This window comes from Duganella sp. BJB476 (assembly GCF_003416895.1).
Lineage (GTDB): Bacteria > Pseudomonadota > Gammaproteobacteria > Burkholderiales > Burkholderiaceae_D > Rugamonas.
Window position 1 is genome coordinate 1,531,258 of record NZ_QVIO01000001.1, and the last position, 24,176, is coordinate 1,555,433.

The 24,176-nt window shown below is 67.6% G+C and carries 20 protein-coding genes; 14 read left to right on the plus strand and 6 right to left on the minus strand.

What is annotated here, in order from left to right:
• The first annotated feature begins 7 nt into the window (after positions 1 to 7).
• The 3 genes from D0T21_RS06715 to D0T21_RS06725 are packed head-to-tail and all read left to right on the plus strand — an operon-like array spanning position 8 to position 3,995.
• Positions 8 to 1,339, plus strand: a complete 1,332-nt coding sequence (locus D0T21_RS06715) for a lysine N(6)-hydroxylase/L-ornithine N(5)-oxygenase family protein (RefSeq protein ID WP_116989265.1) — start codon at positions 8 to 10, stop codon at positions 1,337 to 1,339.
• Positions 1,336 to 2,727, plus strand: coding sequence for an MATE family efflux transporter (locus tag D0T21_RS06720; RefSeq protein ID WP_116989266.1), 1,392 nt, complete (start codon positions 1,336 to 1,338; stop codon positions 2,725 to 2,727). The genes D0T21_RS06715 and D0T21_RS06720 overlap by 4 nt, the downstream gene beginning before the upstream one ends.
• A complete protein-coding gene (locus D0T21_RS06725; RefSeq protein ID WP_116989267.1) occupies positions 2,727 to 3,995 on the plus strand; it encodes a PepSY domain-containing protein in 1,269 nt (422 codons plus the stop codon). The genes D0T21_RS06720 and D0T21_RS06725 overlap by 1 nt, the downstream gene beginning before the upstream one ends.
• On the opposite strand, the gene D0T21_RS06730 is transcribed toward D0T21_RS06725, so the two are convergent.
• Positions 3,961 to 5,334, minus strand: a complete 1,374-nt coding sequence (locus D0T21_RS06730; protein WP_116989268.1) for a M20/M25/M40 family metallo-hydrolase — start codon at positions 5,332 to 5,334, stop codon at positions 3,961 to 3,963. The two genes, D0T21_RS06725 and D0T21_RS06730, sit on opposite strands and share 35 nt — an antisense overlap.
• Positions 5,335 to 5,342: 8 nt before the next feature.
• Positions 5,343 to 5,885, minus strand: a complete 543-nt coding sequence (locus D0T21_RS06735; protein ID WP_147328032.1) for a hypothetical protein — start codon at positions 5,883 to 5,885, stop codon at positions 5,343 to 5,345.
• 366 nt (positions 5,886 to 6,251) lie between these two features.
• On the opposite strand from D0T21_RS06735, the gene D0T21_RS06740 reads away from it, so the two are divergent.
• The 8 genes from D0T21_RS06740 to D0T21_RS06775 all read left to right on the plus strand — a co-directional run bounded on the left by D0T21_RS06740 (position 6,252) and on the right by D0T21_RS06775 (position 16,608).
• Positions 6,252 to 6,722: a chemotaxis protein CheW gene (locus D0T21_RS06740; RefSeq protein ID WP_116989270.1), complete on the plus strand. Its 471-nt coding sequence runs from the start codon at positions 6,252 to 6,254 to the stop codon at positions 6,720 to 6,722.
• Positions 6,719 to 8,218, plus strand: a complete 1,500-nt coding sequence (locus D0T21_RS06745; protein ID WP_116989271.1) for a CheR family methyltransferase — start codon at positions 6,719 to 6,721, stop codon at positions 8,216 to 8,218. The genes D0T21_RS06740 and D0T21_RS06745 overlap by 4 nt, the downstream gene beginning before the upstream one ends.
• Positions 8,215 to 8,742 (plus strand): chemotaxis protein CheW, encoded by a 528-nt coding sequence (locus D0T21_RS06750; RefSeq protein WP_116989272.1) that lies wholly within the window; start codon positions 8,215 to 8,217, stop codon positions 8,740 to 8,742. The genes D0T21_RS06745 and D0T21_RS06750 overlap by 4 nt, the downstream gene beginning before the upstream one ends.
• Positions 8,735 to 10,744, plus strand: coding sequence for a response regulator (locus tag D0T21_RS06755; RefSeq protein WP_116989273.1), 2,010 nt, complete (start codon positions 8,735 to 8,737; stop codon positions 10,742 to 10,744). The genes D0T21_RS06750 and D0T21_RS06755 overlap by 8 nt, the downstream gene beginning before the upstream one ends.
• Positions 10,741 to 11,772 (plus strand): chemotaxis-specific protein-glutamate methyltransferase CheB, encoded by a 1,032-nt coding sequence (gene cheB, locus D0T21_RS06760; RefSeq protein WP_116989274.1) that lies wholly within the window; start codon positions 10,741 to 10,743, stop codon positions 11,770 to 11,772. The genes D0T21_RS06755 and cheB overlap by 4 nt, the downstream gene beginning before the upstream one ends.
• Entirely contained in the window at positions 11,769 to 14,675 is a 2,907-nt protein-coding gene (locus tag D0T21_RS06765) for a response regulator (protein WP_116989275.1), read from the plus strand. Before cheB ends, D0T21_RS06765 begins: the two co-directional genes overlap by 4 nt.
• A 26-nt stretch (positions 14,676 to 14,701) precedes the next feature.
• Positions 14,702 to 15,070 (plus strand): response regulator, encoded by a 369-nt coding sequence (locus tag D0T21_RS06770; RefSeq protein ID WP_116989394.1) that lies wholly within the window; start codon positions 14,702 to 14,704, stop codon positions 15,068 to 15,070.
• A 68-nt stretch (positions 15,071 to 15,138) separates the two neighbouring features.
• On the plus strand, positions 15,139 to 16,608 hold the full coding sequence (locus D0T21_RS06775) for a CHASE3 domain-containing protein (RefSeq protein ID WP_116989276.1): 1,470 nt from the start codon (positions 15,139 to 15,141) through the stop codon (positions 16,606 to 16,608).
• A 3-nt stretch (positions 16,609 to 16,611) separates the two neighbouring features.
• Here the strand turns inward: D0T21_RS06775 and D0T21_RS06780 are convergent, their stop codons facing one another.
• Positions 16,612 to 17,277, minus strand: coding sequence for a hypothetical protein (locus D0T21_RS06780; RefSeq protein WP_116994289.1), 666 nt, complete (start codon positions 17,275 to 17,277; stop codon positions 16,612 to 16,614).
• Between the two features lie 149 nt (positions 17,278 to 17,426).
• Here D0T21_RS06780 and D0T21_RS06785 point away from each other — a divergent pair, with 149 nt between their 5' ends.
• Genes D0T21_RS06785 through D0T21_RS06795 form a run of 3 tightly spaced genes read left to right on the plus strand, consistent with a single transcriptional unit; the run spans position 17,427 to position 21,222 of the window.
• Positions 17,427 to 18,788, plus strand: a complete 1,362-nt coding sequence (locus D0T21_RS06785) for an MBL fold metallo-hydrolase RNA specificity domain-containing protein (RefSeq protein WP_116989278.1) — start codon at positions 17,427 to 17,429, stop codon at positions 18,786 to 18,788.
• Positions 18,785 to 20,329 carry a thymidine phosphorylase family protein gene (locus tag D0T21_RS06790; RefSeq protein ID WP_116989279.1) on the plus strand — a complete coding sequence of 515 codons (1,545 nt, stop codon included), beginning with the start codon at positions 18,785 to 18,787 and terminating at the stop codon, positions 20,327 to 20,329. The genes D0T21_RS06785 and D0T21_RS06790 overlap by 4 nt, the downstream gene beginning before the upstream one ends.
• The gene (locus D0T21_RS06795; protein ID WP_116989280.1) at positions 20,329 to 21,222 is read left to right on the plus strand and encodes a ribose-phosphate pyrophosphokinase; all 894 of its coding nucleotides are present in this window, start codon (positions 20,329 to 20,331) and stop codon (positions 21,220 to 21,222) included. Before D0T21_RS06790 ends, D0T21_RS06795 begins: the two co-directional genes overlap by 1 nt.
• On the opposite strand, the gene D0T21_RS06800 is transcribed toward D0T21_RS06795, so the two are convergent.
• From D0T21_RS06800 to D0T21_RS06810, 3 genes are all read right to left on the minus strand, one after another.
• Complete coding sequence (locus D0T21_RS06800; protein ID WP_116989281.1) at positions 21,219 to 21,989, minus strand: ABC transporter substrate-binding protein; 771 nt, start codon at positions 21,987 to 21,989, stop codon at positions 21,219 to 21,221. The genes D0T21_RS06795 and D0T21_RS06800 overlap by 4 nt on opposite strands.
• Before the next feature lie 12 nt (positions 21,990 to 22,001).
• Complete coding sequence (locus D0T21_RS06805; RefSeq protein ID WP_116989282.1) at positions 22,002 to 22,982, minus strand: porin; 981 nt, start codon at positions 22,980 to 22,982, stop codon at positions 22,002 to 22,004.
• Positions 22,983 to 23,092: 110 nt separating this feature from the next.
• A complete protein-coding gene (locus D0T21_RS06810) occupies positions 23,093 to 24,166 on the minus strand; it encodes an ABC transporter substrate-binding protein (RefSeq protein ID WP_116989283.1) in 1,074 nt (357 codons plus the stop codon).
• Positions 24,167 to 24,176 lie beyond the last annotated feature (10 nt).

Genomic DNA, 24,176 nt, shown 5'->3' on the forward strand with positions numbered 1-24,176 from the left:
AGCGACCATGTACACTGAACCACATACCTACGACATCGTCGGCGTCGGCTTCGGCCCGTCCAACCTGGCGCTGGCGATCGCGCTGGACGAGATCCTGCGGGAGCGCGGCCGCGAACTGTCGCATTGCTTCATCGAGCGCCAGCCGCGCTTCACCTGGCACGGCGACATGCTGTTGCCCGGCACCGATATGCAGATCTCCTTCCTGAAGGACCTGGTGTCGCTGCGCGATCCGACCAGCCCTTACTCCTTCGTGAACTACCTCCGCCAGCACAACCGGCTGGAGGCCTTCATCAGCCAGAAGACCTTCTTCCCGAGCCGGATCGAGTTCAACGACTATCTGCGCTGGACCGCCGGCCATTTCGACGCCCATAGCCGCTATGGCGAAAGCGTCACCCGTGTGGTCCCGGAATACAAAGGCCGCGACGTGGTCGCGCTGCAGGTGCATTCCGCCGACGCGGCGGGCCGCGAACGCCAGCGCCGCACCCGCAGCCTGGTGTTCGCGCCCGGCGGCCGGCCGTTCGTGCCGGCGTGTTTAGCGGAGCAGAACGATGCGCGCATCGTCCACTCGTCGCGCTATCTGAGCGAAATCGAGCGCAATCCGCTCAGCACAAGCGGCGAACATGCGCTGGCGGTGGTTGGCGGCGGCCAGAGCGCGGCCGAGATCTTCCTCGACCTGGTGTCGCGCTATCCGAACGCGAAGGTGGACCTGATCCTGCGCGGATCAACGCTCAAGCCATCGGAGGACGGTCCGTCGATCAACCATATCTTCGACCCGGACTACACCGACTTCTTCTTCGGTCAGCCGCAGCAGGTGCGCCAGTCACTGCTGGCGGAATTCCGCAACACGAACTACGCGGTGGTGGACGGCGACCTGATAGAACGCATCAGCGCCATGTTGTACGCCCAGCGCGTCGACGGCAACGAGCGGGTGAGGGTACTCAGTTCCTGCAGTATCGAGCAGGTGCAGTGCGACGAGCATAGCTTGACCCTGAGCCTGGCCCAGGCTGGCGCAGGAGAACCACGCCAGCAGCGCTACCAGCGCGTGATCAGCGCCACCGGCTATCTGCGCGACACCAGCCGTTCGCTGCTGGCCGAACTTGAGCACGAGCTGGATGGCTTCACCATCGGCCGCCACTATCAGCTGGCTACACCCGCGCACGTGCAAGCGCCGATCTTCGTGCAGGGTTCTTCCGAGACCACGCACGGCCTGGCCGATACGCTGTTGTCGGTGCTGGCGATACGTTCGCACGAGATCGCGCTGTCGCTGGTGGACAAGCTGACGCCCAAGCCGCAACGGCCTGCCCGCACCGACAACGTCGTGATGGAGGAAGTGGAATGAGTTTCGCCAGCGCCGCTTTGCCGGACATGAATTCGCCGCACTTGAAGCGCCTGTTGTTCACCTTGGCGCTGCCGGCGGTGATCGGCTTGTCGGCCAACGCGATGCACCAACTGGCGAATGCGTTCTTCGTCAGCCAGTTGGGCGTGCATGCCATCGCCGCGATCAGCATCTGCTTCCCCTTGCTGATCGTGTTCGGCGCGATCGGCGAGGGCGCCGGCGTCGGCGTGGCCAGTTGCGTGGCGCGCATGCTGGGCGCCGGCGACGGGCAGCAGGCCAATCGCACCGCCAGCACCGTCATGGTGCTGTTGGGCGTCGCCGGCTGTGTGATGGCTGTCGTGCTGATACCGCTGCTGCCCATGCTGTTGGCCGCGATGGGCACCACGGCCGAAGCCATGCCGGCATCGACGGTGTACGCCACCATCTTTTGCTACAGCGCGCCCCTGATCCTGTTGCAGATGCTGTGCGACTTCATCGCCATCTCGGAAGGTAATACGCGCTTCAGCATGTGGACCTTGATCGGTTCCTTCGCGTTGAACGTGATCCTCGATCCTATCCTGATCTTCCACTACGAGATGGGCGTGGCTGGCGCGGCTTGGGCCACGCTGATCTCCGCACTGGCGGCGCTGCTGGCGTATGCCGTGTACTTCTACAAACGTGTCGGCAAGATCCACGTCGCGCTGCGCCATGTGCGGGTCGACTGGCGGGGTTTGTGGCAAGTGGTGCAGGTGGGCGTGCCGGCCGCCATGTCGACCGGACTGGCTGCGGTGGCGTTCGCGCTGATCTACCGGAACGCCACCACCTACGGCGACACGGCTGTCGCGGCGGTGGCGATAGGCCTGCGCATCCTGACCGGCGGCAGCCTGCCGCTGGTGGGCTTCTGCCTTGGTGCGCAAGCCTTGCTGGGCTTTAGCTGGGGCGGTGGACAACGCTTGCGTTTCCTGCAAACGACGCGCCTGATGCTGGCCATCTGCAGCGGCTTCGCCATCGTCTATTCGGCGCTGGTGATTGTGTTCGCGCCATGGATCGTCACCTGGTTCACCAACGATCCCGCCGTGCAGCAGCTGGCGGTGACGACTTGCCGCGTGTTCCACCTGAGCTTTTGCCTGTTCGGTTTTCACATGGTGGCGGTGGTGGCGCTGCAAGCGGCTGAGCGCAGCCGCAAGGCCGCCTGGCTGGTGTTGGCGCCGCACGGATATCTGCTGATACCGCTGCTGTTCCTGCTGCCATCGCTGTGGGGGCTGAATGGACTGATCGCCAGCATGGCGATCGCCGCCACCCTGAGCGCCGCACTCGGGGCGACCATACTGCTCGGCGAAATGGGGGCGCTGCGCCGCATCGCCAGCCAGGAAAACGCGTCTTCAATTGAAACTCTACAGGCTACAAACTAATGCGTCGAATCGCTACATTGCTGCATCGCTGGGCCGGTCTGCTGATCGCCGGCTTCCTTTTCATCAGCGGCGTGACCGGCGCGGTGATCTCCTGGGATCACGAGCTGGATGAATTGCTTAACCCGCACCTGACCGATGCCCACGGTGTCGGCCCCGCGCAGCCGGCGCTGCAATTGGCGCGGGCGCTGGAGGCGCGCCACCCGCAGATGCAGGTGCTGTCGGTGCCGATGGCGGCGGAACCCGGTCACTCGCTGGCCTTCTACGTGGAGCCGCGCGTGAATCCGGTCACCGGTGCGCTGTATCCGGCGCCGTACAACCAGGTGTTTGTCGATCCCGTCACCGGCGCGGAGCTGGGCGCGCGCAAGTGGGGCGCGGCGTGGCCGATCACGCGCGAGACGTTCGTATCCTTCCTCTACCAGCTGCACTACACACTGCACATTCCGCAGATGTGGGGCATCGACCAGTGGGGCCTGTGGCTGATGGGCGGCATCGCGATGATCTGGACCGTGGACAGCTTTGTCGGGTTCTATCTCACGCTGCCGGTGCGGCGGCGCGCGGTGGTGGCGGTCGGCCCGCAATCCAGGAGCTGGTGGCAGCGCTGGCGGCCGGCGTGGCTGATCCGCTTCGGCGCCGGCAGCACCAAGCTCAATTTCGACCTGCACCGCGCGTTCAGCCTGTGGACCTGGCTGCTGCTGTTCATTATCGCCTTCACGGCGTTCTCATTGAACCTGTACCGCGAGGTGTTCTTCCCGGTGATGTCGCTGGTGTCGGACGTGACGCCGTCGCCGTTCGATGTACGCACGCCGACCGGGCCGACCAAGCCGCTGAAGCCCGTCCTGGCCTATGCCGATGTGCTGACGAAGGCTGAACCGGAAGCGGCGCGGCGCGGCTGGCGCGAACCGGTGGGGAATCTGTCGTATTCGCCCGAGTACGGGATCTACTCGGTGGCCTTCTTCGCGCCGCAGGACGAGCAGGGCGCCGGCGGCGTCGGCCACCGGCAGCTCTACTACGACGGCCGCAGCGGCGCGCTGCTGGGCGAGCGCCAGCCGTGGAAGGGCACGGCCGCCGACATCTTCGTCCAGGCCCAGTTCCCGCTGCATTCGGGACGCATCCTCGGCGTCCCGGGCCGGGTGCTGATCTCGCTGATGGGCCTGGTCGTCGCCACCTTGTCCGTGACCGGTGTGCTGATCTGGTGGCGCAAACGCGGCGCGCGGGTTACGGCGGCGGCCAGGCCTACGGCACAGCGCGCGGCAAGCGCTCGCCGTTGAGCAGGCCCCACGCCAGCACGGCCAGCACCTGCGTCGCCTGCACCAGGTCGGCCTTGACGACGTGATCGATCGTGTCGGCTTGGCTGTGCTGGGTGTGGGTGCGGTAGTCGCGCGGATCCTGTCCCGGCGGGAAGGCGGGTATGCCGCGGGCGACGAAGGGTTCGAAATCCGATCCGCCGGCCATGGCGTAGACGATGTCAATCGGGCCCAGCGCCTTGGCCGGCGCCAGCGCCGCCTGCAAGGGCGCGTACCAGGCTTCCTGCTTCATGTCGGGGAAGCCCGTGATGCGGCCGGCGCCGCTGTCCTGCACCAGCACCGCCTGGATTTTCGACAGCTCGTCCGCGTGGGCCGCGACGTAGGCTTTGCTGCCCAGCAGGCCTTGCTCCTCGCCGGAGAACAGCACCACGCGCAGCGTTCGTTTCGGCCGCAGGTCCAGCGCGTGCACGGCGCGCAGGATCTCCATCATCGCCACGGTACCGGCGCCGTTGTCGGTGGCGCCGGTACCCAGGTCCCATGAGTCGATGTGCGCTCCGAGGATAACCATCTCGCCGACGGGATCCGTGCCGGGGAAGTCCGCCACCACGTTGTAGGCGGTGGCGGGGCTGGCGGCGAAATGGCCGCCAAGCTCCATCGCCACGCGCGGAGCGCGGCCGCGCGCCAGCAAGCGCTTGAGCGCATTCGCATGCTCGCTGGTGATGATGGCGGCGTTGGTGTCGAACAGCGACGCCGGACCACCCCACATCTCCTGCAAGCTGTTGCTCTTGGTCGAGATGAACAGCACGCCGGCAAACTGTGCGTCCGTGATCATCTTCCTGGTTTCGGCCAGATAGCGCGGCAAGTCCTTGCGCTGTTCGGGCGTCGCCCTGGGTACGGATTCAAGCAGCACGATCCGGCCTTTCAGTCCGGCCGCCGCGGTCTTGAACTCGTCCCAGGTCCTGGCGTCCAGTACCGCCACGTCGCCGTGGACGACGCCGTGGGTGCCGCTGGTCCAGGCCTTCTGCACGACATCCAGCTTCATGCCGTTGGCGTTGAGCAGGCGCGCGCTGGCGATGCCGCGCTGCCATGGGCGGCCCATGTCATAGCCTTCCAGATGCGCGTTCACGGCGCCGTAGCTGGCCAGCCGCTTCACGGCCCACTGCTGGGCGGCGCGAAGCTGGGCCGAGCCGGTCAGGCGTGGGCCGATGTCGTCGCACAGTTCCTCCAGGTCGGGCATCAACCGTGACCGCTCGCCGATTTCCTCGATCAGCCGGTTCTCGGCGGAGGAAGGCGCGGGCTGCGCCTGCGCAAGGCCGGCGCCGAGCAGCAGCGCGGCCGTTACCAAATATCGTCGCCACAGCATGGCGTGCCTTAGCGCTTGGGCATGGGCGGCAGCGCGCGCACGAACGCGAGCAGCGTGCCTTTGTCGCGCGCGGCCACGGCGTCGTCCAGCGGAGCGGAGCGGTTGTCGGGATTGGCCGCGAGCAGGTTCTGGTAAGCGCGTAAGACGCCTTCCAGTCCGGCCACCGTCTTGGCTTCGAATTCATCCTTGCTCTTTTGCGGATCGTGGATCTGGTGCTGCACCTGGTAGGCCGCCGTGCTCACCATATGCTGGAAGATCGCGACGCGTTTCAGCTCGCCCTTGGCGGCGCCGTTCATCAGCCAGAACGCGCCCTGGTCGGGGCCGAAGCTGTAGTCGGGAACATCGTCCGACCATTTCTGGAACCAGCGGCCGTCGGCCGAGGCCATCGTGGCGACCGGATCCTTGTCGGCGGCGGCGGCGATCTGGACGACGCGGGCGATTTCTTCCGGCGTCGCCGGGCCGCGGCTGTCGGCGGCGTGGGCAGAGGACAACATGCAGCTGCCGATGGCGAGGACGGCGCACATTTGGGTGATGAGTCGATGCATATTCATGGGTAGGGCTCCTGTGAAGGTGGATGATCGAAAATGATCGCCACTCCCTTAGCAACCAGCGTGCCAATTGATAAGCCGTTGATTTCATACAGTTGGCGCCCGCTGGTGCGGGAGCGCATGTGTGCGCTTCCGAACAAGGTTGACCGCATGCGGACAGGCCACGGGAGAGGGCCTGGGCGGAGGTCGGCAGCGCGAACGACACGGTGGCCGAGGGCTGATGGCGATGCGGGCGCGGGTCTGGATGCGGCGGAACTGTCGCATTTTCATCGTGTGATTTTTGGATAGATTCTCTGTTAGAATCTTGTGTAACCTTCATGTAAGCGCAAGCCGGTTTCCAGGCGTTCCCAGTCAGTGAAATGGATCTCCATGACATTCGATAGTGAGCCATTGCATTCGGTACTGTTATGCCGCAGCGGGCAACGCCTGTGTGCGCTGCCGCTGCGCCATGTGCGTGAAATCATGCGCGCGCTGCCGGTCGATCCGGTGCCCGCCATGGCCGACTTCCTGCTCGGCCTGGCCCTGATACGCGGCGTCCCCGTTCCCGTCATCGATTGCGCGCGCCTGGTCGGGCCGGCTTGCTCGGCGCAAGTGTCGCGTTTTGTCACATTGACCGTCGGCCCGCGCCAACTGGCGCTGGCGGTGGACGGCGTGATCGGCGTGCGCCAGCTGGCCGCCGCCGCGCTGGCCGAGATCGCCCCCTTGCTGGATGGTAGCGACGATGGCCTGGTGCAAGCCATCGCCACGCTCGATGCCGAATTGCTGCTGGTGCTGCGTACCGGCCGCATGGTGCCCGAGTCCATGTGGGACGCCCTGGCGACAGGGGAGGCCACCGCATGAACGTCGAGCCTACTTCCACCCAGGTGGCGCAGTTCCGCGACCTGATCGCCGAGCGGCTAGGCTTGCAATTCGATGAAACCAAGTTGGGCAACCTGGCGCGGGTGCTGGCCCTGCATGCGGGCGGCGACAGCGCCGCTTTTATCGCCACGCTGGCGGCGGCGCCCGCGCCGTGCGAGGCGCTACACCGGCTGGCCGTCGACCTGACCGTCACCGAAACTTATTTTTACCGGAATATCGAGCAGATCCGCGCCTATGCCGAGGTTGCGCTGCCGGCCTGCTGGCAGGCGCGCGAAGGCTTGCCGGTGCGAGTGCTGTCGGCCGGCTGCGCCTCGGGCGAGGAGCCGTACACGCTGGCCATCACCGCGCGCGAGGCGGGGCCGCTGGGCGCCGGCAGCGTCGAGATCCGCGCCGTCGACGCCAATCCCGCCATGCTGGCCAAGGCAGCGCGCGCCCACTACTCGGCCTGGTCGCTGCGCGAAGTCAGCCCGGCCATGCGGGCGCGCTGGTTCACCCGCGAAGCCGAGCTGTATGTGCTCAACGACAGCGTGCGGCGCTCGGTGCGCTTCGACCAGCGCAACCTGGCCCAGGACGATGACGAGCTGTGGGCGCCCGGCAGCTACGACATCGTCTTCTGCCGCAACGTGCTGATGTATTTCAGCCCGGCCCAGGCGCAGGCGGCGGTGGCGCGCATCGCCGGCGCCATGGCGCCCGGCGGCTACCTGTTCATGGGCCACGCGGAAACCTTGCGCGGCCTGTCGCACGACTTTCATCTGTGCCATACCCATGCCACCTTCTACTACCAGCGCAAGCTGTACGCCGGCCAGGCGCCGCTGCCGGCCGACTTCAGCCAGCCGCCGTGGAACGGCGTGCAAACCCGGCCGGTGCTGTTCGACGATCCGGCCTGGGTCGACGTCATCGCCCGCGCCGCGCAGCGCATCGACACGCTGGCGGTGGCGGTGCCGCGCGCCGGCGCCATCCCATCGGCACCGGCGCAGGCCGATCTGCACCATGCGCTGACCTGCCTGCACAACGAACAATTCGAGCAAAGCCTGGCGCTGATCGACAAGCTGCCGCAACAACACGCCGAGGACCCGGACGTGCTGCTGCTGAAGGCCATCTCGCTCAGCCAGAGCGGCGCGCTGGCGGCGGCGCAGAACGTCTGCCATCAATTGCTGGTGCGCGACGAGCTCAACGCCGGCGCGCAGTACGTGCTGGCGCTGTGCCACGAGGAGGGGGGCGACAACGCGGCGGCGCTGGCCCACTACCGCAGCGCGGCCTATCTGGATCCCGGTTTCGCGCTGGCGCGCCTGCACATCGGCGTGCTGGAGCGGCGCATGGGCGACGCCGAGTCGGCCCGGCGCGACCTGGCCCAGGCCCTGATCCTGCTCCAGCACGAGGAAGCTTCGCGGCTGTTGCTGTTCGGCGGCGGCTTCCCGCGCAGCGCCCTGGTCGGCTTGTGCCGGGCCGAGCTGGCCGCGCTGGGAGCTGCGCCATGAACCCGGACAGCCTGCCGGCCGGCGGCGCCCGCGAACTGCGCGAGCAGTTCGACCGTTCGTTCGCGCTGGCCCCCAGCCTGCCGGCCGCCGGCAGCGTCAACCTGCTGACGATACGGATAGGCGCCGAGCCCTATGCCATTCGCCTGGCCGATATCCGCGGCCTGCATGCGGACCGCCGCATCCTGGAAGTGCCCAGCCCCATGCCGGAACTGCTGGGCGTAACCAACTTCCGTGGCCAGATCGTGCCGGTCTACCAGCTGACAACCTTGCTGGGCAAGGCCGGCGCCGGCGCGCCGCGCTGGATGGTGTTGGTGCAGGCCAGCGCGCCGTTGGCGCTTGCCTTCGAAGCCTTCGAATCCCACATCTGCGCCAGCGCCGAACAATTGATCGCCGCAGCCGACGGGCAGCAATGCGAGGCGGTCCATACGGCCGGCGGCGTGGTGCCGGTGCTGGCCATCGCCGCGCTGGCGGCCGAGGTCGAAGCGCGCACCGCCCGGGCGCAGCAGGGAGACCGGCATGGCTAAAGATCCCTACCGCTATTTCCGCATCGAGGCGCGCGAGCTGATCGAGCAGATCGGCAAGGGCGTGCTGGCGCTGGAGCAGGGCGTGCGCGACGTCGAACAGGTGGCCTTGCTGCTGCGCTGGGCCCATACGCTGAAGGGCGCCGCGCGGGTGGTGCGGCAGGCCGAGATCGCCGACCTGATACACGGCGTTGAAGAATTGCTGACGCCCCTGCGCAGCGACGACGCACCGCTGCCGCGCAGCACAGTCGACCAATTGCTGGCCGCCTGCGACCGGGTCAACGGGCTGCTGGCGCAACTGCCGCAACCGGAGGCCGTCCCCGCCGCGCCCGTTCCCATGCCTGTCACCGGCGGCGCGCCGGCGCCCGAAGCCGAGGCCGAAGCGCCGCAGCGGCTCGGCCGCGCCGACGTGCTGGAAGTCGATGTGCTGCTGGAGGGGTTGGGCGAGATCGGCACCGAGCTGGCGGCCATGCGGCGCGCCATCGGCACGCTGGACGCCTTGCGCGAACTGGCGCTGGCGGGCGAGGCGGCGCAGGGCGGCCGCGTGCTGGTGGCGCAGCTTGACACGCTGGAGCGCCGCATGGCCGGCGGCGCCGAACGCATCGACCGCGAGCTGCGCCAGACCCGCGACGCCGCCGAGCGCCTGCGGCTGGTGCCGGTGGAGGGCATCTTCACCACTCTGGAACGCTGCGCGCGCGACGCCGCCCACAGCAGCGGCCGCCAAGTCGTGTTCGAGGCCGCCGGCGGCCAGTTGCGGGTCGACGGCGAAGTATTGGACGTAGTGCTGGGCGCCTTGCTGCAACTGGTGCGCAACGCGGTGGCGCATGGCATTGAAACCCCGGCCGAGCGGCTGGCGGCTGGCAAGCCGGCGGCCGGCCGCATCATGCTGGAGGTGGCACGGCGCGGCTACATGGTGTGGTTCCGTTGCCGTGACGACGGCCGCGGCATCGATCACGCGGCGCTGCGCCGCTCGCTGGCCGAACGCGGCCTGGACGCGCCGGACGACAACGCCGGCCTGCTGGCGCGGCTGATGCAGGGCGGCGTCAGCACCAGCAGCGTGGTGACCGAGCTGTCCGGGCGCGGCATCGGCATGGACGTGGTACGGGCCGCGATGGGCAAGCTGGGCGGCAAGGCCCAGGCCGCCAGCAGCACGGGTGGCGCCACCTTCGAGCTGTGCGTGCCGCTGACCCTGGCGGCGCTGGATGTGTTGCTGGTCGAGGCCGACGGCCAGACCATGGCCTTGCCGCTGGACGCCGTGCACGGCGCGCTGCGGGTGCCGCTGGATCAGGTGGTGCACACCGTGGACGGCGGCGCCATCGTCTACGAAGGCCAGCTGCTGCCCCTGCTGCCGCTGGCGGTGGGCGCGGCCGCGCGCAGTGCGCACCTGTGGTCGCCGCGCGCGATGACGGCGGTGGTGATCCGCAGCCAGGGCGAGCTGCTGGCCCTGGCCACCAGCCGGCTCGGCGGCGTCGACAGCGTGGTGCTGCGTGCCTTGCCGCCGCTGGTGGCGGCCGATCCCATGGTGCTGGGCCTGTACCTGGACATCGAGGGCGAGCCGCGCCTGGTGCTCGATCCCGAGGAGCTGGGCCGCGCGCTGACGCGGCGCCGCAGCAGCGGCCGCGAGGTCGCCACGCCGTGCCTGCCGATCCTGATCGTCGACGATTCGCTGACCACCCGCATGCTCGAGAGCAGCATCCTGGAATCGGCCGGCTACCAGGTCGCGCTGGCGGCGTCGGCCGAGGAGGGGCTGGAGCTGGCGCGGCAAAACCGCTACGCGCTGTTCCTGGTCGACGTCGAAATGCCGGGCATGGACGGCTTCGGCTTCATCACCGAGATCCGCGCCGATCCGCAGCTGTGCGAGATCCCGGCCATGCTGGTGACCTCGCTCGACACGGCGGCGCACCGCCGGCGCGGCGCCGAGGCCGGCGCCAACGGCTACATCGTCAAGAACGAATTCGATCAGACCGCGTTCCTGGCGAAGATCGGGGAGCTGGTACAGCGATGAGCAAATTACGGGTCCTGGTGGTGGAAGATTCGCTGACGGTGCGCATGCACCTGTGCGAGCTGCTGGAGGCCGACCCGGCGATCGAACTGGTCGGCAAGGCCGAGGACGGCAAGCAGGCCATCGAGCTGTGCCTGGCGCTGCGGCCGGACGTGATCTCGCTCGACATGATGATGCCGGTGATGACCGGCCTGGCCGCCACCGAATACATCATGGCCTATTGCCCGACGCCGATCCTGGTGGTGTCGTCCTCGGTCAACCGTGGCGAGCTGTTCCGCACCTACGAGGCGCTGGCGGCCGGCGCGCTGGACGTGATCGAAAAGCCCCGGCCCGACCAGCACGGCTGGGGCGAGCACTACATCGCCATGCTCAAGCTGGTGGCCAAGATCAAGGTGGTGACCCATTTGCGCGGCCGGCGCGCCGCCGCGCCCGTCACGCCGCCGGCGCCGATCCCGCAGCAGGGCCTGCGGCTGATCGCGGTGGGCGCCTCGACCGGCGGGCCGCGCGCGCTGGTCGACGTGCTGGGTGTGCTGCCGGCCGAATTTCCGCTGCCGCTGCTGGTGGTGATCCATATCGCCGAGCCGTTCGGCACCGCCTTTGTCGACTGGCTGGACGACCACTGCGCGCTGGACGTGCGGCTGGCGCGCCACGGCCAGCCACTGCCCGCGCGCGGCGTGGTGCTGGCCGCGCCCGGCCTGCATCTGGAACTGCGCGGCCGCCAGCTGGTGTGCGAGCGCGGGCCGGAGCGCCACTCGTGCCGGCCGTCGGTCGACGTGCTGTTCGAATCGGTGGCGCGCGAATGCGGCGCGGCCGCCGCCGCCGTGCTGCTGACCGGCATGGGCCAGGACGGCGCGCGCGGCATGCTGGCCGTGCGCAACACCGGTGGCCTGACCATCGCCCAGGACGAAGCCAGCAGCGTGGTGTACGGCATGCCGCGCGAGGCGGCGCTGCTGAACGCGGCGCAGCGCATCCTGCCGCTGGCGGAGATCGGCCCGGCGCTGGCCGCGCTGGCCAGCTGGAGGGCGTCATGACGGCCCCGGTGCTCATCGTCGACGACAGCCTGACCGTGCGGGCCGACCTCGAGGATGCGTTCGAGGAGCACCAGATCGCCACCATCGCCTGCTCCACGCTGGCCGAGGCGCGCGCCGTGATGGCGGCGCGCGAAGTGGGCCTGATGATACTGGACGTGATGCTGCCCGACGGCGACGGCATCGACCTGCTGCGCGAAGTGCGCGCCACCGACGCCGGCGCCACCTTGCCGGTGCTGGTGTTGTCGAGCGAAGCCCAGGTCAGTCACCGCATCCGCGGCATGCTGACCGGCTCCAACGATTACGTCGGCAAGCCCTACGACCGCGACCGGCTGGTGGCGCGCGCCATGCAGCTGCTGGAACTGGCCGGCGCGCCGTCCGACGCCGCGCCGCTGGTGCAGGTGATCGACGACAGCCTGACCTACCGCGAACAACTGGGCGCGCTGCTGCGCGAGCAGGGCTACCAGGTGGCGCTGGCCCACACCGGCGAGGAAGGCTTGCGGGCGATGGCGCTGCGGCGGCCGGCGGTGCTGGTGGTGGACCGGGTGCTGCCCGGCATCGACGGCGCCGGCGTGGTGCGCCGGCTGCGCCTCGATCCGGCGCTGCGCACCGTGCCCTGCATCCTGCTGACCGGGGCCGACGAGGAGGGCGCCGAACTGCATGCGCTGGAGGCCGGCGCCGACGCCTTCGTGCGCAAGGACGGCGACGCCGGCATGTTGCTGGCGCGGCTGGCGGCGGTGCTGCGCAATGTCGACGGCGGCGGTAAGCCGATGGCGCCGCAGGCCGGCCAGCGCATCCTGGCGGTGGACGACAGCCGCACCTATCTGTTCGAGCTGGCCGAGGTGCTGGGCGACGAGGGCTACGACATGATCCTGGCCGAATCCGGCGAGCAGGCGCTGGCGCTGCTGAAGGTTCAGAAGGTCGATTGCGTGCTGCTGGACCGGCTGATGCCAGGCCTGTCCGGCACCGACACCTGCTACCGCCTCAAAGGCGACGCCGCCACCCGCGACATCCCGCTGATCATGCTGACGGCGATGGAAGACCGAGCGGCGATGATCGAGGGCCTGTCCACCGGCGCCGACGACTATGTGCTGAAGTCGAGCGACTTCGACGTGCTCAAGGCACGGGTGCGGGCCCAGCTGCGGCGCAAGCAGTTCGAGGACGAGAGCCGGCGCATCCGGGCCGAGCTGATGGGCAAGGAGCTGGAGGCGGCGGAAATGCGCGCCGCGCGCGCGCTGGCCGAGAGCCGCGCCGCCCTGTTGACCGAGCTGGAACAAAAGAACCATGACCTGGAGCAGGCCGTGCAGGCGCTGGAAGAGGGCCAGCGCGAAGTGGCGATAAAAAACCGCGAGCTGGAGCAGGCCAACCGGCTCAAGTCCGAATTCCTGTCGAATATGTCGCACGAGCTGCGCACGCCGCTCAACGCCATCATCGGTTTTTCCGACCTGATGGCGCGCGGCGTCACGGGCGAGCTCAGTCCCAAGCAGCAGACCTGCATCGGCCATGTGCTGTCCAGCGGCCGGCACCTGTTGGGACTGATCAACGACATCCTCGACCTGTCCAAGGTGGAGGCCGGCAAGATGGACCTGGCGCTGGAGCCGGTGGACGCCAACACCGTGCTGCGCGCCTGCCTGTCCATCGTGCAGGACAGCGCGGCGCGGCGCGGCATCGGGCTGGAGTTCCTGCCGTGCGCGCCGTTGGGCCAGGTGCAGGTCGACCTGCGCAAGTTCCGGCAGATGGTGTACAACCTGCTGTCGAACGCGGTCAAGTTCAGCCACGACGGCGGCCGCGTGACGCTGTCGCTGCACCGCTTGCGCCGTGCCGAGGTCGGCTACGGCGACGACGGCGAATGGACCAGCCGGCTGCTGCCGCTGCCGGACGGCGGCGAGCCGGACTTCCTGGAAGTGCGGGTGCGCGACGGCGGCGACGGCATCGCCGCCACCGACCTGGCGGCCCTGTTCGAGACCTTCAGCCAGCTCGATTCGTCCAGCTCGCGCCAGCACGAGGGTAGCGGACTGGGCCTGGCGCTGGTCAGCCGCCTGGCCGAGCTGCATGGTGGCACGGTCGGCGTCACCAGCGCGCCGGGACTGGGAGCGCAGTTCTCGGTCTGGCTGCCGCTGCGGCTGGAGCCGCAGGCGCCGCCGCCCGCGCCGGCCAGCCGCCGGGTGCTGGTGATCGAGGACGACGAGCACGCCGCCGAGCTGCTCCAGCTGCATCTGGAGAGCATCGGCTTCGCCGTCAGCCACGCGCGCGACGCCGTCACGGCGCTGGCGATGGCGCGCAGCGACGTGCCGGACCTGATCACGCTCGACCTGCTGCTGCCCGACGCCAGCGGCTGGGCCGTGTTGGACGAGATCAAGAGCAATCCCCGGCTGGAAAGCGTGCCGGTGGTGATCGTCTCCATCCTGGCAGAGGAAATGAAGGCCTGCGTGCTGGGTGCGGCGCAGCTGCTGCAAAAGCCGGTGTCGCACCAGAACCTGCGCGACGCCGTGTACGCGCTGGGACTGGGCAATGACGATGCGCTGGCGCCGACGGTGGTGATCGTCGACGATGCGGCCACTTGCGCCCGCCTGAGCGGCGACCTGGCCGCATTGAACTACAAGGTGCAGTGCTACGCCGACGGCGCCAGCGCGCTGGCGGCCATGCCGGCGCTGCACCCGAACCTGATGATCGTCGGCCTGGTGCTGGCCGACATCAGCGGCTTCGAGGTGATCGCGGCGTTGCACCACGGCGCCGCCGACGTTCCCATCCTGGTGCTGAGCGACCGCAGCGTCAGCGACGACGACAAGCGGCGCCTGAGCGGGCAAGTGCTGCGCATCATGGAAAAAGACAGTTTCAATCGACGCCAATTCCTGTTCGAGGTCGGCCGCGCGCTGCAACAGCGCGCCGGCGAACCGCGGCCATGAGGCAGGCACGATAACCGGGGTGGATGATGGCACGCATACTGATCGTCGAAGATACGCCTGGCAATATGCTGCTGACCAGCATCATGCTGGAAAGCGACGGGCACACGCTGTATTGCGCCGAACGGGCGCGCGCCGGCATCGACATCGCCCGCGAGCAGCTGCCGGACCTGATCCTGATGGATGTGCAGATGCCGGAGCTGGACGGCATCGCGGCGGTCGCCATCCTCAAGGGCGATCCGCGCACGCAGGCGATACCGGTGGTGGCGCTGACCGCCTACGTGATGAAGGGCGACCGCGAGCGCATGCTGGCGGCCGGCTTTGACAGCTACATCGAAAAACCCATCGATTACGACAGTTTCATGGCCGAGGTCACACGCATACTGGGGCCGGCATAGCCAGCGCAGCGCGATGGATACACGCAAGGGTAGGCGGACCGATCCGCCGGTTGAGGGAGTGACGCATCATGAACAAAAACTGGACCTTTGGACGCAAGCTGGCGTTCGGCTTCGCGGTATCGTCGACCTTCCTGATCGCGATCGGCGTCGCGGCCTACTGGAGCATCTACGTGCTGATCGCCACCGCCAGCTCGGTCACCCACACTCAGAAGGTGCTGGAGCACGTGACCGCGCTGGTGAGCCAGATGAAGGATGCCGAGACCGGCCAGCGCGGCTACCTGCTGACCGGCGACCCGGCTTATCTGGAGCCGTTCCAGGCCGCCGCCGCCGGCACGCCGACGGTGCTGGCGGAAATGCGCAGCCTGACCGTGGACAATCCCGGCCAGCAGGCCAGGATCACCCAGGCCGAGGCGCTGGTGACCGCCAAGTTCAATGAGCTCAAGCGCACCATCGACTTGCGCAAGGCCGGCCATGCCGACGAGGCGATGAAGATCGTGCTGGGTGGCGAGGGCAAGAAAGTCATGGACAGCCTGCGCGCGGTGACCGAGCAGATCAGCCGCGAGGAACGCGACCTGCTGAGCAAGCGCGAGGCCGATGCCGACGCCACTTCCAGCAGCGCCAAGATGACCATCGTCGGCGGCACCTTGCTATGCCTGCTGTTCGTGATCGCCGCCGGCTTCACCATCACGCGCTCGCTGACCGACCGGCTGGGCATGGCGGTGGGGCATGTGCAAAGCTCGTCGGCCGAGTTGCAGGCGGCCGCCACCCAGCAGGCGTCCGGCGCCAGGGAGCAGGCCAGCGCCATGAGCGAGATCAGCACCACCATCAGCGAGCTGGGCGTGACCTCGCGCCAGATCGCCGAGAGCGCGCAGCGGGTGGCGCAGATCGCCGAGCAGACCGCCGGCGCGGCGCGCAGCGGCGAGGGCACGGTGGAGCGGGGGCAGGAATCGATCGCCGGCATCCGCCGCCAGACCGACCTGGTGGTCAGCCATATGCTGGACCTGGGCCGCAAGTCGCAGGAGATCGGCGCGGTGCTCGACATCGTCTCCGAGCTGGCCGAGCAGACCAACATCCTGGCCATCAACGCCACCATCGAGGCCAGCGGCGCCGGCGAGGCGGGTCGCCGCTTCGCCGTGGTGGCGGAAGAGATCCGCAAGCTGGCCGACCGCGTGGCCGCCTCCACCAAGGGCATCCGTATCCAGATCGACGATGTGCGCGGCGCCGTCAACACCACGGTGATGGCGACCGAGAGCGGCGCCAAGGCGGTCGACCTGGGGGCGCGCCAGTTTGCCGAGGTGGCCTTGTCGTTCAAGCAGATTTCCGACCTGGTCAGCACCACCACCGAGGCGGTGCGCGAGATCGAGCTGTCGACCAAGCAGCAGGCCACGGCGGCCGACCAGGTTCGCATCGCCGTGTCCGACGTGGCGCAGACCACGCAGGAAACGGAAGCGAGCTCGACCCAGACGCTGCAGACCGCTTCGCAGCTGGCCGGCTTGTCGATGGACTTGCGCCGGCTGGTGCATCCGCAGGCGGTTTGAGCGTCAGGCGGCCGGGAAGGCTGCCTTGATGTCGTCCAGCTTGTCGTCGATGGAGTAGGGCAGCGCCTTGGCCAGCAAGTCGAGGATGATCAGCGCGTTGATGGCGCCGTCCTCGTCTACCGCCTGTCGTAGCCGTTTGGCCATCGCGCTGTTGACGCTTTGCAGCGCCAGGTAGCGCGCCTTCAGGCCATCCAGTTCCCAGTCCGGCACGCCACCGTTGCGGGCGATGAAATACTGCCCCAGCAAATAGGTGGAGGCCGAACGGTAGATAGTCTCCTCTTCGGACGCGAACGGCAGATGGAAGTGCGCCATCGGCCGCAGAAAGTCCGCGCGCGGACAGGCGCTGCTGGCGGCCAGCAGGCCCATCAGGGCGCCGACGCCGCGCTGCACGGTGGTGAGCTTGCTGACGCTGCGCTCGGGCATGTCCACCCGCACCTCGACCTGCTCGTACGAGCGCAGCTTGCCCATGATGGCGATCAGCGGCATGAAGCGCACCGCCATCGGGCAATGGGGCGTGCTGGCGGGCTGCAACGGACAGTTGGGACACTGCTGGAATTCCAGCGCGGTCCATGCAGGCAGCGCGCCGGGGGCCGCCACGGCGTCATCGGCGACGGCGCAACTGGCGCTCTGGCCATCGGCAAAGCGAAAGTGATAGACCACGTTCTGCATGGACGCTCCCGTTCAGTCGGACTTCGTAGGCTACTCCCATTTGGCCGAGCTCGGGTGATTTTGATCTGCATCAAGGTTTTTGTTTCCCCACCTTAATAAACTTCAATACGTTACCCGGCATTCTGATCTAGCCAACGGGGGTGGAGGCCATGAAAATACAATTCCTCGGAGCGACCGGCACCGTCACCGGCTCCAAATATCTGCTGACGTCCGGCGACACGCGCATGCTGCTCGACTGCGGCCTGTTCCAGGGCTACAAGCAACTGCGGCTGCGCAACTGGGCCGAGCTGCCAGTGGCGCCGTCGTCGATCCAGGCGGTGGTGCTGACGCACGCCCACCTGGACCACAGCGGCTATCTGCCCCTGCTGGTCAAGCGCGGCTTTCGCGGCAAGATCCTGTGCAGCGCAGCCACCTTCGACCTGTGCAAGATCCTGCTACCCGACAGCGGTCGCCTGCTGGAAGAGGAGGCCAACCACGCCAACCGCCACAATTACTCCAGGCACGCGCCGGCGCTGCCGCTGTACACCGAGGAGGACGCCGAGCGGGCGCTGAAATTCTTTTCTCCTGTCGAGTTCGGCAAACCGTTCGCGATCTGCGGCCCGCTGCGCGGCCAGATGGCGCTGGGAGGCCATATCCTGGGCGCCGCCATCGTCACCATCGACGACGGCCAGCGCAGCGTGACTTTCTCCGGCGACCTGGGCCGGCTGCACGACGCCATCATGGTCGAACCGACCCATATCGCCCGCAGCGATTACCTGGTGCTCGAATCGACCTACGGCGATCGCCTGCACAATCCGGCCGATCCCGCCATCCTGCTCGGGCAAACCATACGCGAGACCGCCGCGCGCGGCGGCGTCACCATCATTCCGGCGTTCGCGGTCGGGCGGGCGCAGTCGATACTGTACGCCATTCATCAGCTCAAGCAGCAGGGCCAGCTGCCGTCGGCGCTGCCGGTCTACCTGAACAGTCCGATGGCGACCGACGCCACCGCGCTGTACCAGAAGCACCGCCAGCTGCACCGCCTCGACCGCCAGCAGTGCGAAGCCATGTGTCACGCGGCCCACATCGTCAACAGCGTCGAGGAATCGATAGCGCTCAACCAGAAGCAGCTGCCGATGGTGATCATCGCCGCCAGCGGCATGGCCACCGGCGGCCGCGTGCTGCACCACCTGAAGGCCTTCGGCGGCGATGCGCGCAACACCATCCTGTTCGCCGGCTTCCAGGCCGGCGGCACGCGCGGCGCGGCCATGCTCGACGGCGCGCCCGAGATCAAGATCTACGGCGAATACGTGCAGCTGCGCGCCAGCGTGCGGCAGATCGACAACCTGTCCGCGCATGCCGACGCCGGCGAGATCATGAACTGGCTGGGCCACTTCGAACAGCCGCCCAAGCGCACCTTCATCACCCACGGCGAGCCGGCTGCGGCCGATGCGCTGCGCCACCGCATCGAATGGACGCTGCACTGGGATTGCCGCGTGGCCGATTACCTGGAACAGCAGGAGCTGACATGAAGCGAACCGCCGCCACCGATGCCGCGCTGGCGGGCGCCGCCGCGGTCGGCGGGCTGAGCTTGCGCCGGCTGGGCGTCGACACCTACCAGGAACCGGTCGCCTACCTGCGCAGCGATTGCCCGGTGTGCAAATCGGAAGGCTTCGAGTCGCGCTCGCGGATCGAGGTCTGGCACGGCGAACGGCATATCGTGGCCACGCTCAACGTGGTGCATGGCGACTGGATCGGGCTCGATCAGCTGGGCCTGTCCGAAGCGGCCTGGCGCGCGCTGGGCGGCGGCGAGGGAGCGCCGCTGCGGGTGGCGCACGCGCAGCAGGTGGCCTCGATGTCGGCGGTGCGGGCCAAGATCTATGGCCGGCCGATCGGCAGCGACGCCGCCCAGGCCATCGTGCGCGACGTGGTCGACGGCCGCTATTCCGACATCGAACTGGCGGCCCTGATCACCGCCTGTTCCGGCGACCGGATGGACGTGGCCGAGACCATCGCGCTGACCCGCGCCATGGTGGCGGTGGGCCAGCGGCTGCACTGGAACAGCGAGCTGGTGGTCGACAAGCACTGCGTCGGCGGCCTGCCCGGCAATCGCACCACCTTGCTGGTGGTGCCCATCGTGGCCGCCTGCGGCCTGACCATTCCGAAGACTTCGTCGCGCGCGATCACCTCGCCGGCCGGCACCGCCGACACCATGGAAACGCTGGCCCCGGTGGCGCTGGACCTGCCGGCCATGCGGCGCGTGGTGGAACGGGAGGGCGGCTGCATCGCCTGGGGCGGGGCCGTCTCGCTGAGTCCGGCGGACGACATGCTGATCCGGGTCGAGCGGCCGCTGGGGCTCGACAGCGACGGCATGATGGTGGCATCGGTGCTGTCGAAGAAGATAGCGGCCGGCTCCACCCACGTGGTGATCGACATTCCGGTCGGGCGCACCGCCAAGGTCCGCTCGCGGCAGGCCGCGCACGCGCTGGCGCAGCGGCTGGACGCGGTGGGTGCGGCGCTCGGCATCAACGTCAGCGTGATGCTCAGCGACGGCAGCCAGCCGGTCGGCCATGGCGTCGGCCCGGCGCTGGAGGCCTGGGACGTGCTGGCGGTGCTGCAAAACCAGACCGGCGCACCGGACGATTTGCGCCAACGCGCCTTGCAGCTGGCGGGGCGGGTGCTGGAGCTGGGCCGCAAGGCGGCGCCCGGCGACGGTGTGGCGCTGGCGCGCAGCGTGCTCGACAGCGGCGCCGCCTGGAACAAGCTGCAAGCGATCTGCGAGGCGCAGGGCGGCATGCGCACGCCGCCGCGCGCGGCCTACACCCATGTGTTGACCGCGCTGCACCACGGGCGCCTGGTCGCGATCGACAACCGCCGCCTGGCGCGACTGGCCAAGCTGGCCGGCGCGCCGAAGTCGCCGGCGGCCGGGCTGGCGCTGCATGCGCCGCTGGGCGCCATGCTGAGCGCGGGCCAGCCGCTGCTGACGCTGCACGCCGAGTCGCCCGGCGAGCTGGCCTACGCGCTGGCGTATGCCGAGTCGCAGGACAGCATTTTTTCGATCCAGGAGGCGTGATGACTGCCATGTTGATGGCGCTGCCCGGCGCCGAACAATTCGCCGGGCACCTGCGTGGCCATCTGGGCTGCGAAGTGGGCGAGCTGCTGGTGCACCGCTTCCCCGACGGCGAATGCTGCCCGCAGCTGACGCCCGCCGTGGCCGGCTGCGATGTGATACTGGTCGCCGCGCTGAACCAGCCGGACCATCAAATCATGGCCGTCTACCTGAGCGCCTGCGTGGCGCGCGAGCTGGGCGCGCGCAGCGTCGGCTTGGTCGCGCCTTACCTGCCGTACATGCGCCAGGACGCCAGCTTTGCTCCTGGGCAGGGTGTCACGGCGCGCCATTTCGCACGGCTGCTATCGGGCTGCTTCGACTGGCTGGTGACGGTCGATCCGCATCTGCACCGGTTTCACCAGCTGTCCGAGGTGTATCAGATCGCCACCGAGGTGGTCCCGGCCGCGCCGGAGATCGCCGCCTGGATCGCGGCCCGGGTGGAGCGTCCGGTGCTGGTCGGGCCGGACGAGGAAAGCGAACAATGGGTGGGGCAGGTGGCCGCCGCCGCCGGCTGTCCCTACACCGTTTTGCGCAAGGTGCGCGGCGGCGACCGCGAGGTGAGCGTATCGCCGCCGCCCGCTGCGCTGCTGGCCGGCAGGACGCCGGTGCTGGTGGACGACATCATCTCGACCGCCCGCACCATGATCGCCGCCACACAGCAACTGAAGGCGGCCGGCTGCGCGCCGCCGGTCTGCATCGGGGTGCATGCGCTGTTCGCCGGCGCCGCCTACGCCGAGCTCGAAGCGGCCGGCGCGGGACAGATCCTCAGCTGCGACACCGTGCCCCATGCCAGCAACGCCATCGGCATGAGCGCGCCGATAGCGGCGGCGGTGGTCCGGGCATTGCAACGCTGCTAGCCGCCCTTGCCATCGCCCAGGTACTTTTGATAGATCGTATTGAAGCGCCCGCTGTCTTTCAGGTGCTTGAGGCCGGCGTTGAAATCGTCGCGCACTTTTTTGTCGCGGAACACGGCGCGGTAGTCCATCGGGTTGAACTTGACAAAGCTCTGCTCCACGACCGGCTTGGGATGGAAGGTTTTGTTCAGCTTGAGTTGCAGCGTGAAATACTTGAAGATATTGCGGTCGCTGAGCACGATGTCGTAGCGTCCGCGATCGAGGGTGAGGACTTGCAGCGCCTGGTCGTTCTGCTCAAAATAATGGCCCGCCTTCTTGACGTCGTCGAGCCATTCCGGATAGCGTTTGGCGGCGCCCGCGAACGAAATGACGGTCAGGCCGCGCAGGTCGTCGGGCGTCTTGATATCCAGATGGCGTTCCTTCAGGCTGATGAAGACGTTGTCATAGAAAACCGCCGGGTCGCCGTAATAGGCGCCCCATTTCTCCATGTCTTCGCCCAGATCGGTCATCGCGGCATCGACGTCGCCGGCCTTGAACGCGACCGGGATGCGGGCGAAGGGATAGTAGTGCGGCTTCATGACGTGGCCGCGATAGGCCAGCGCTTCGCGCAGTATTTCCACTTCTATGCCGGAATCGGTTTCGGGAAAACAGAACGGCGGTATCTTTTCGCCCATGGCCATGCGGACCGTGTCCGCGGCAGCCGGCGGACTCCATAGGCAAGCCAGCAGGGCGCTGAGCAGCACAGGGGCGATACGATGACGCGGACTCATGGCGTGCCCCGCTTAAAATTGATGCCGCATGCCAGCTGAGACCAGCCGGCGGGTGCCGCCTGGCAGCGCGGCCTGGTAGCTTGCGGCGCTGCCGTTGCGTAAATTCGAACTGACGACATACAAATTGGTCCGCTTTGAAAGTGTGTAGTAATAGCCCAGCGCCAGCTGGGTGGCATTCGCGTTGCGGATGATGCGGTCGGTCTTGTGGACCACATCGGCGGCGATCAGGCTGCGGCTAAACGGGATGCTGACGCCGACCAGCGTATCGCGGGTATCGAGGGTGGTGGCATTGCGGCTGCGCGCCAGCACCATCCAGCCCCGCAGCGGACCGAAGTCGTAATTGCCCGCCACCAGGGTGCTGCGCGCCGCCCGGACGCCGAGTGCATCGTTGGTGTCGTGATACGCCAGTTCGACATTCAACGGCCCCGCCGCATAGCCGGCATCGGCGCTGACCTGGCGATTCGCCGCGGCATTGCCGGCCACCTCGCCGGCGCCGTAGGCCAGGTCGGCATAGAAGCCTTGCAGATCCGGCAGCGAGTACTTTACCGTGTTGTCCATGCGCACACCGGAATCCTGGAACACCCGTGTCGACTCGCCCGGTCCCTTGGCATCGAAGGGATCGTTGGTGGCGATGGCGCCGAAGTAGGGCGTGAACATCCGGCCCAGCTTGATGCTGCCGAAATTGCCGGACAGTCCAACCCAGCTCTGGCTGCCAAACGTGCGTCCGGCGAAGGATGGATTGCCGGTGTCGGCTTCGATCTGGGACTCGACCACAAAGCTGGCGCGCATGCCGCCGCCGAGGTCTTCGTCGCCTTTGATGCCGAAGCGGGAGGCCGTTTGCTGGCCGCTATTGACCGCGGTGGTCGACTTGCCCGAGTCGCGGTCGGCGACGATGGCAAGGTCGACCACGCCATACAGGCTGACCGCGCTTTGGGCCGCAGCCTGCTGCATGACGCAGGCCAACGGAATTAGCATCGCACGCAACATTTTCATGTTTGGTCTCCGGCTAAGACGCAGGGAGCGGCTTTATTGGTTTTACGTTACACCGTGTAGTGATGGCGATCAAGTATTCAGCGAGGAAAGTGTTGCGCGCCTTCAGAATTTCACTTCGTGATCATGTCGGAGGGGACTGTGATGCCAAAGTGCTTGATCAGTTTGAAGTCGAAGGCTACGCCTATCCTGGCCGGCGTCTCGGCCGGAATCGCGGCTATGGGCTCGCCGGCGAGCAAGCGGGCGATCATTTTTCCCGCTTGTTGCCCCATGCCTGGCAGCGATGGGTAGATGCACATGGTCGCGCCCCAGCCCGCGCCGGCATCCGGTTCAATGATGCCGACCAGTGGTTTGTTCGCATGTTTTGCCATCGTGCGCGCAAACTCCGGATTGATCCCCATCTGATCGTTCGGTGCGAGAAACAGGTCGACCTGGCTGTTCAGCTCTTCGATCAGCGGCACGGATTGCATAGCCATGCGTTGCGTGCCGTTGTCCCCCCTGACGAACTTGACGCTCCGGTAGATGATCTTCAAATCCTTAAACTCCGGCTCACTGGCCAGCAGCTTTTCCAGCCATGCACGGTAGCTCACCGACTGCGGCATGTCGCCATGAATCAGGCCGATGGTACGGGCACGCGGCATGAGCCGCCGTACGAATCGCAAGCGATCCTTGACCGGCACTGGGAAAGAAACGCCGGTGATATTCCTGGTCGGCGCCATGCCGAAACCGTCGACCAATCCCAGGCCGACCGGATCGGTGACCGAAGCGAAGACGAAACGGCTGTTCGGGTGCTCGGCCGCAATTTTTACAAATGCCTGGGCCGCGATGGTGCCGGCGATATACACCACGTCAAAGCTCGCTCCATGCTTGAGTTCCCAGATGTGCGTGGCCGCGCCCTCGAACTGTGAGAGCGAATAGCGCTCGACTTCAAGGTTACGCCCGACGACGAAGCCGTAGCCGGCAAGCGAATCGAGCATGGCGCCCGTGATGGTGATATACGGCTCTGTCCTTTGTGTATCGACGACCAGCAGTCGCCGGACCGGCGCGGCGGAGGCGCCGAACGGCAAGCATGCCAATAACAGTGGTAATGCAATGATGGTACGGCGAGCGCTCATATACATTCCTCCGATCATTGCAATAATACTCTGTTCCGTGCGGCCTTCAAATCGTAAGAAAACTTTCGCCATACGTTTCGCT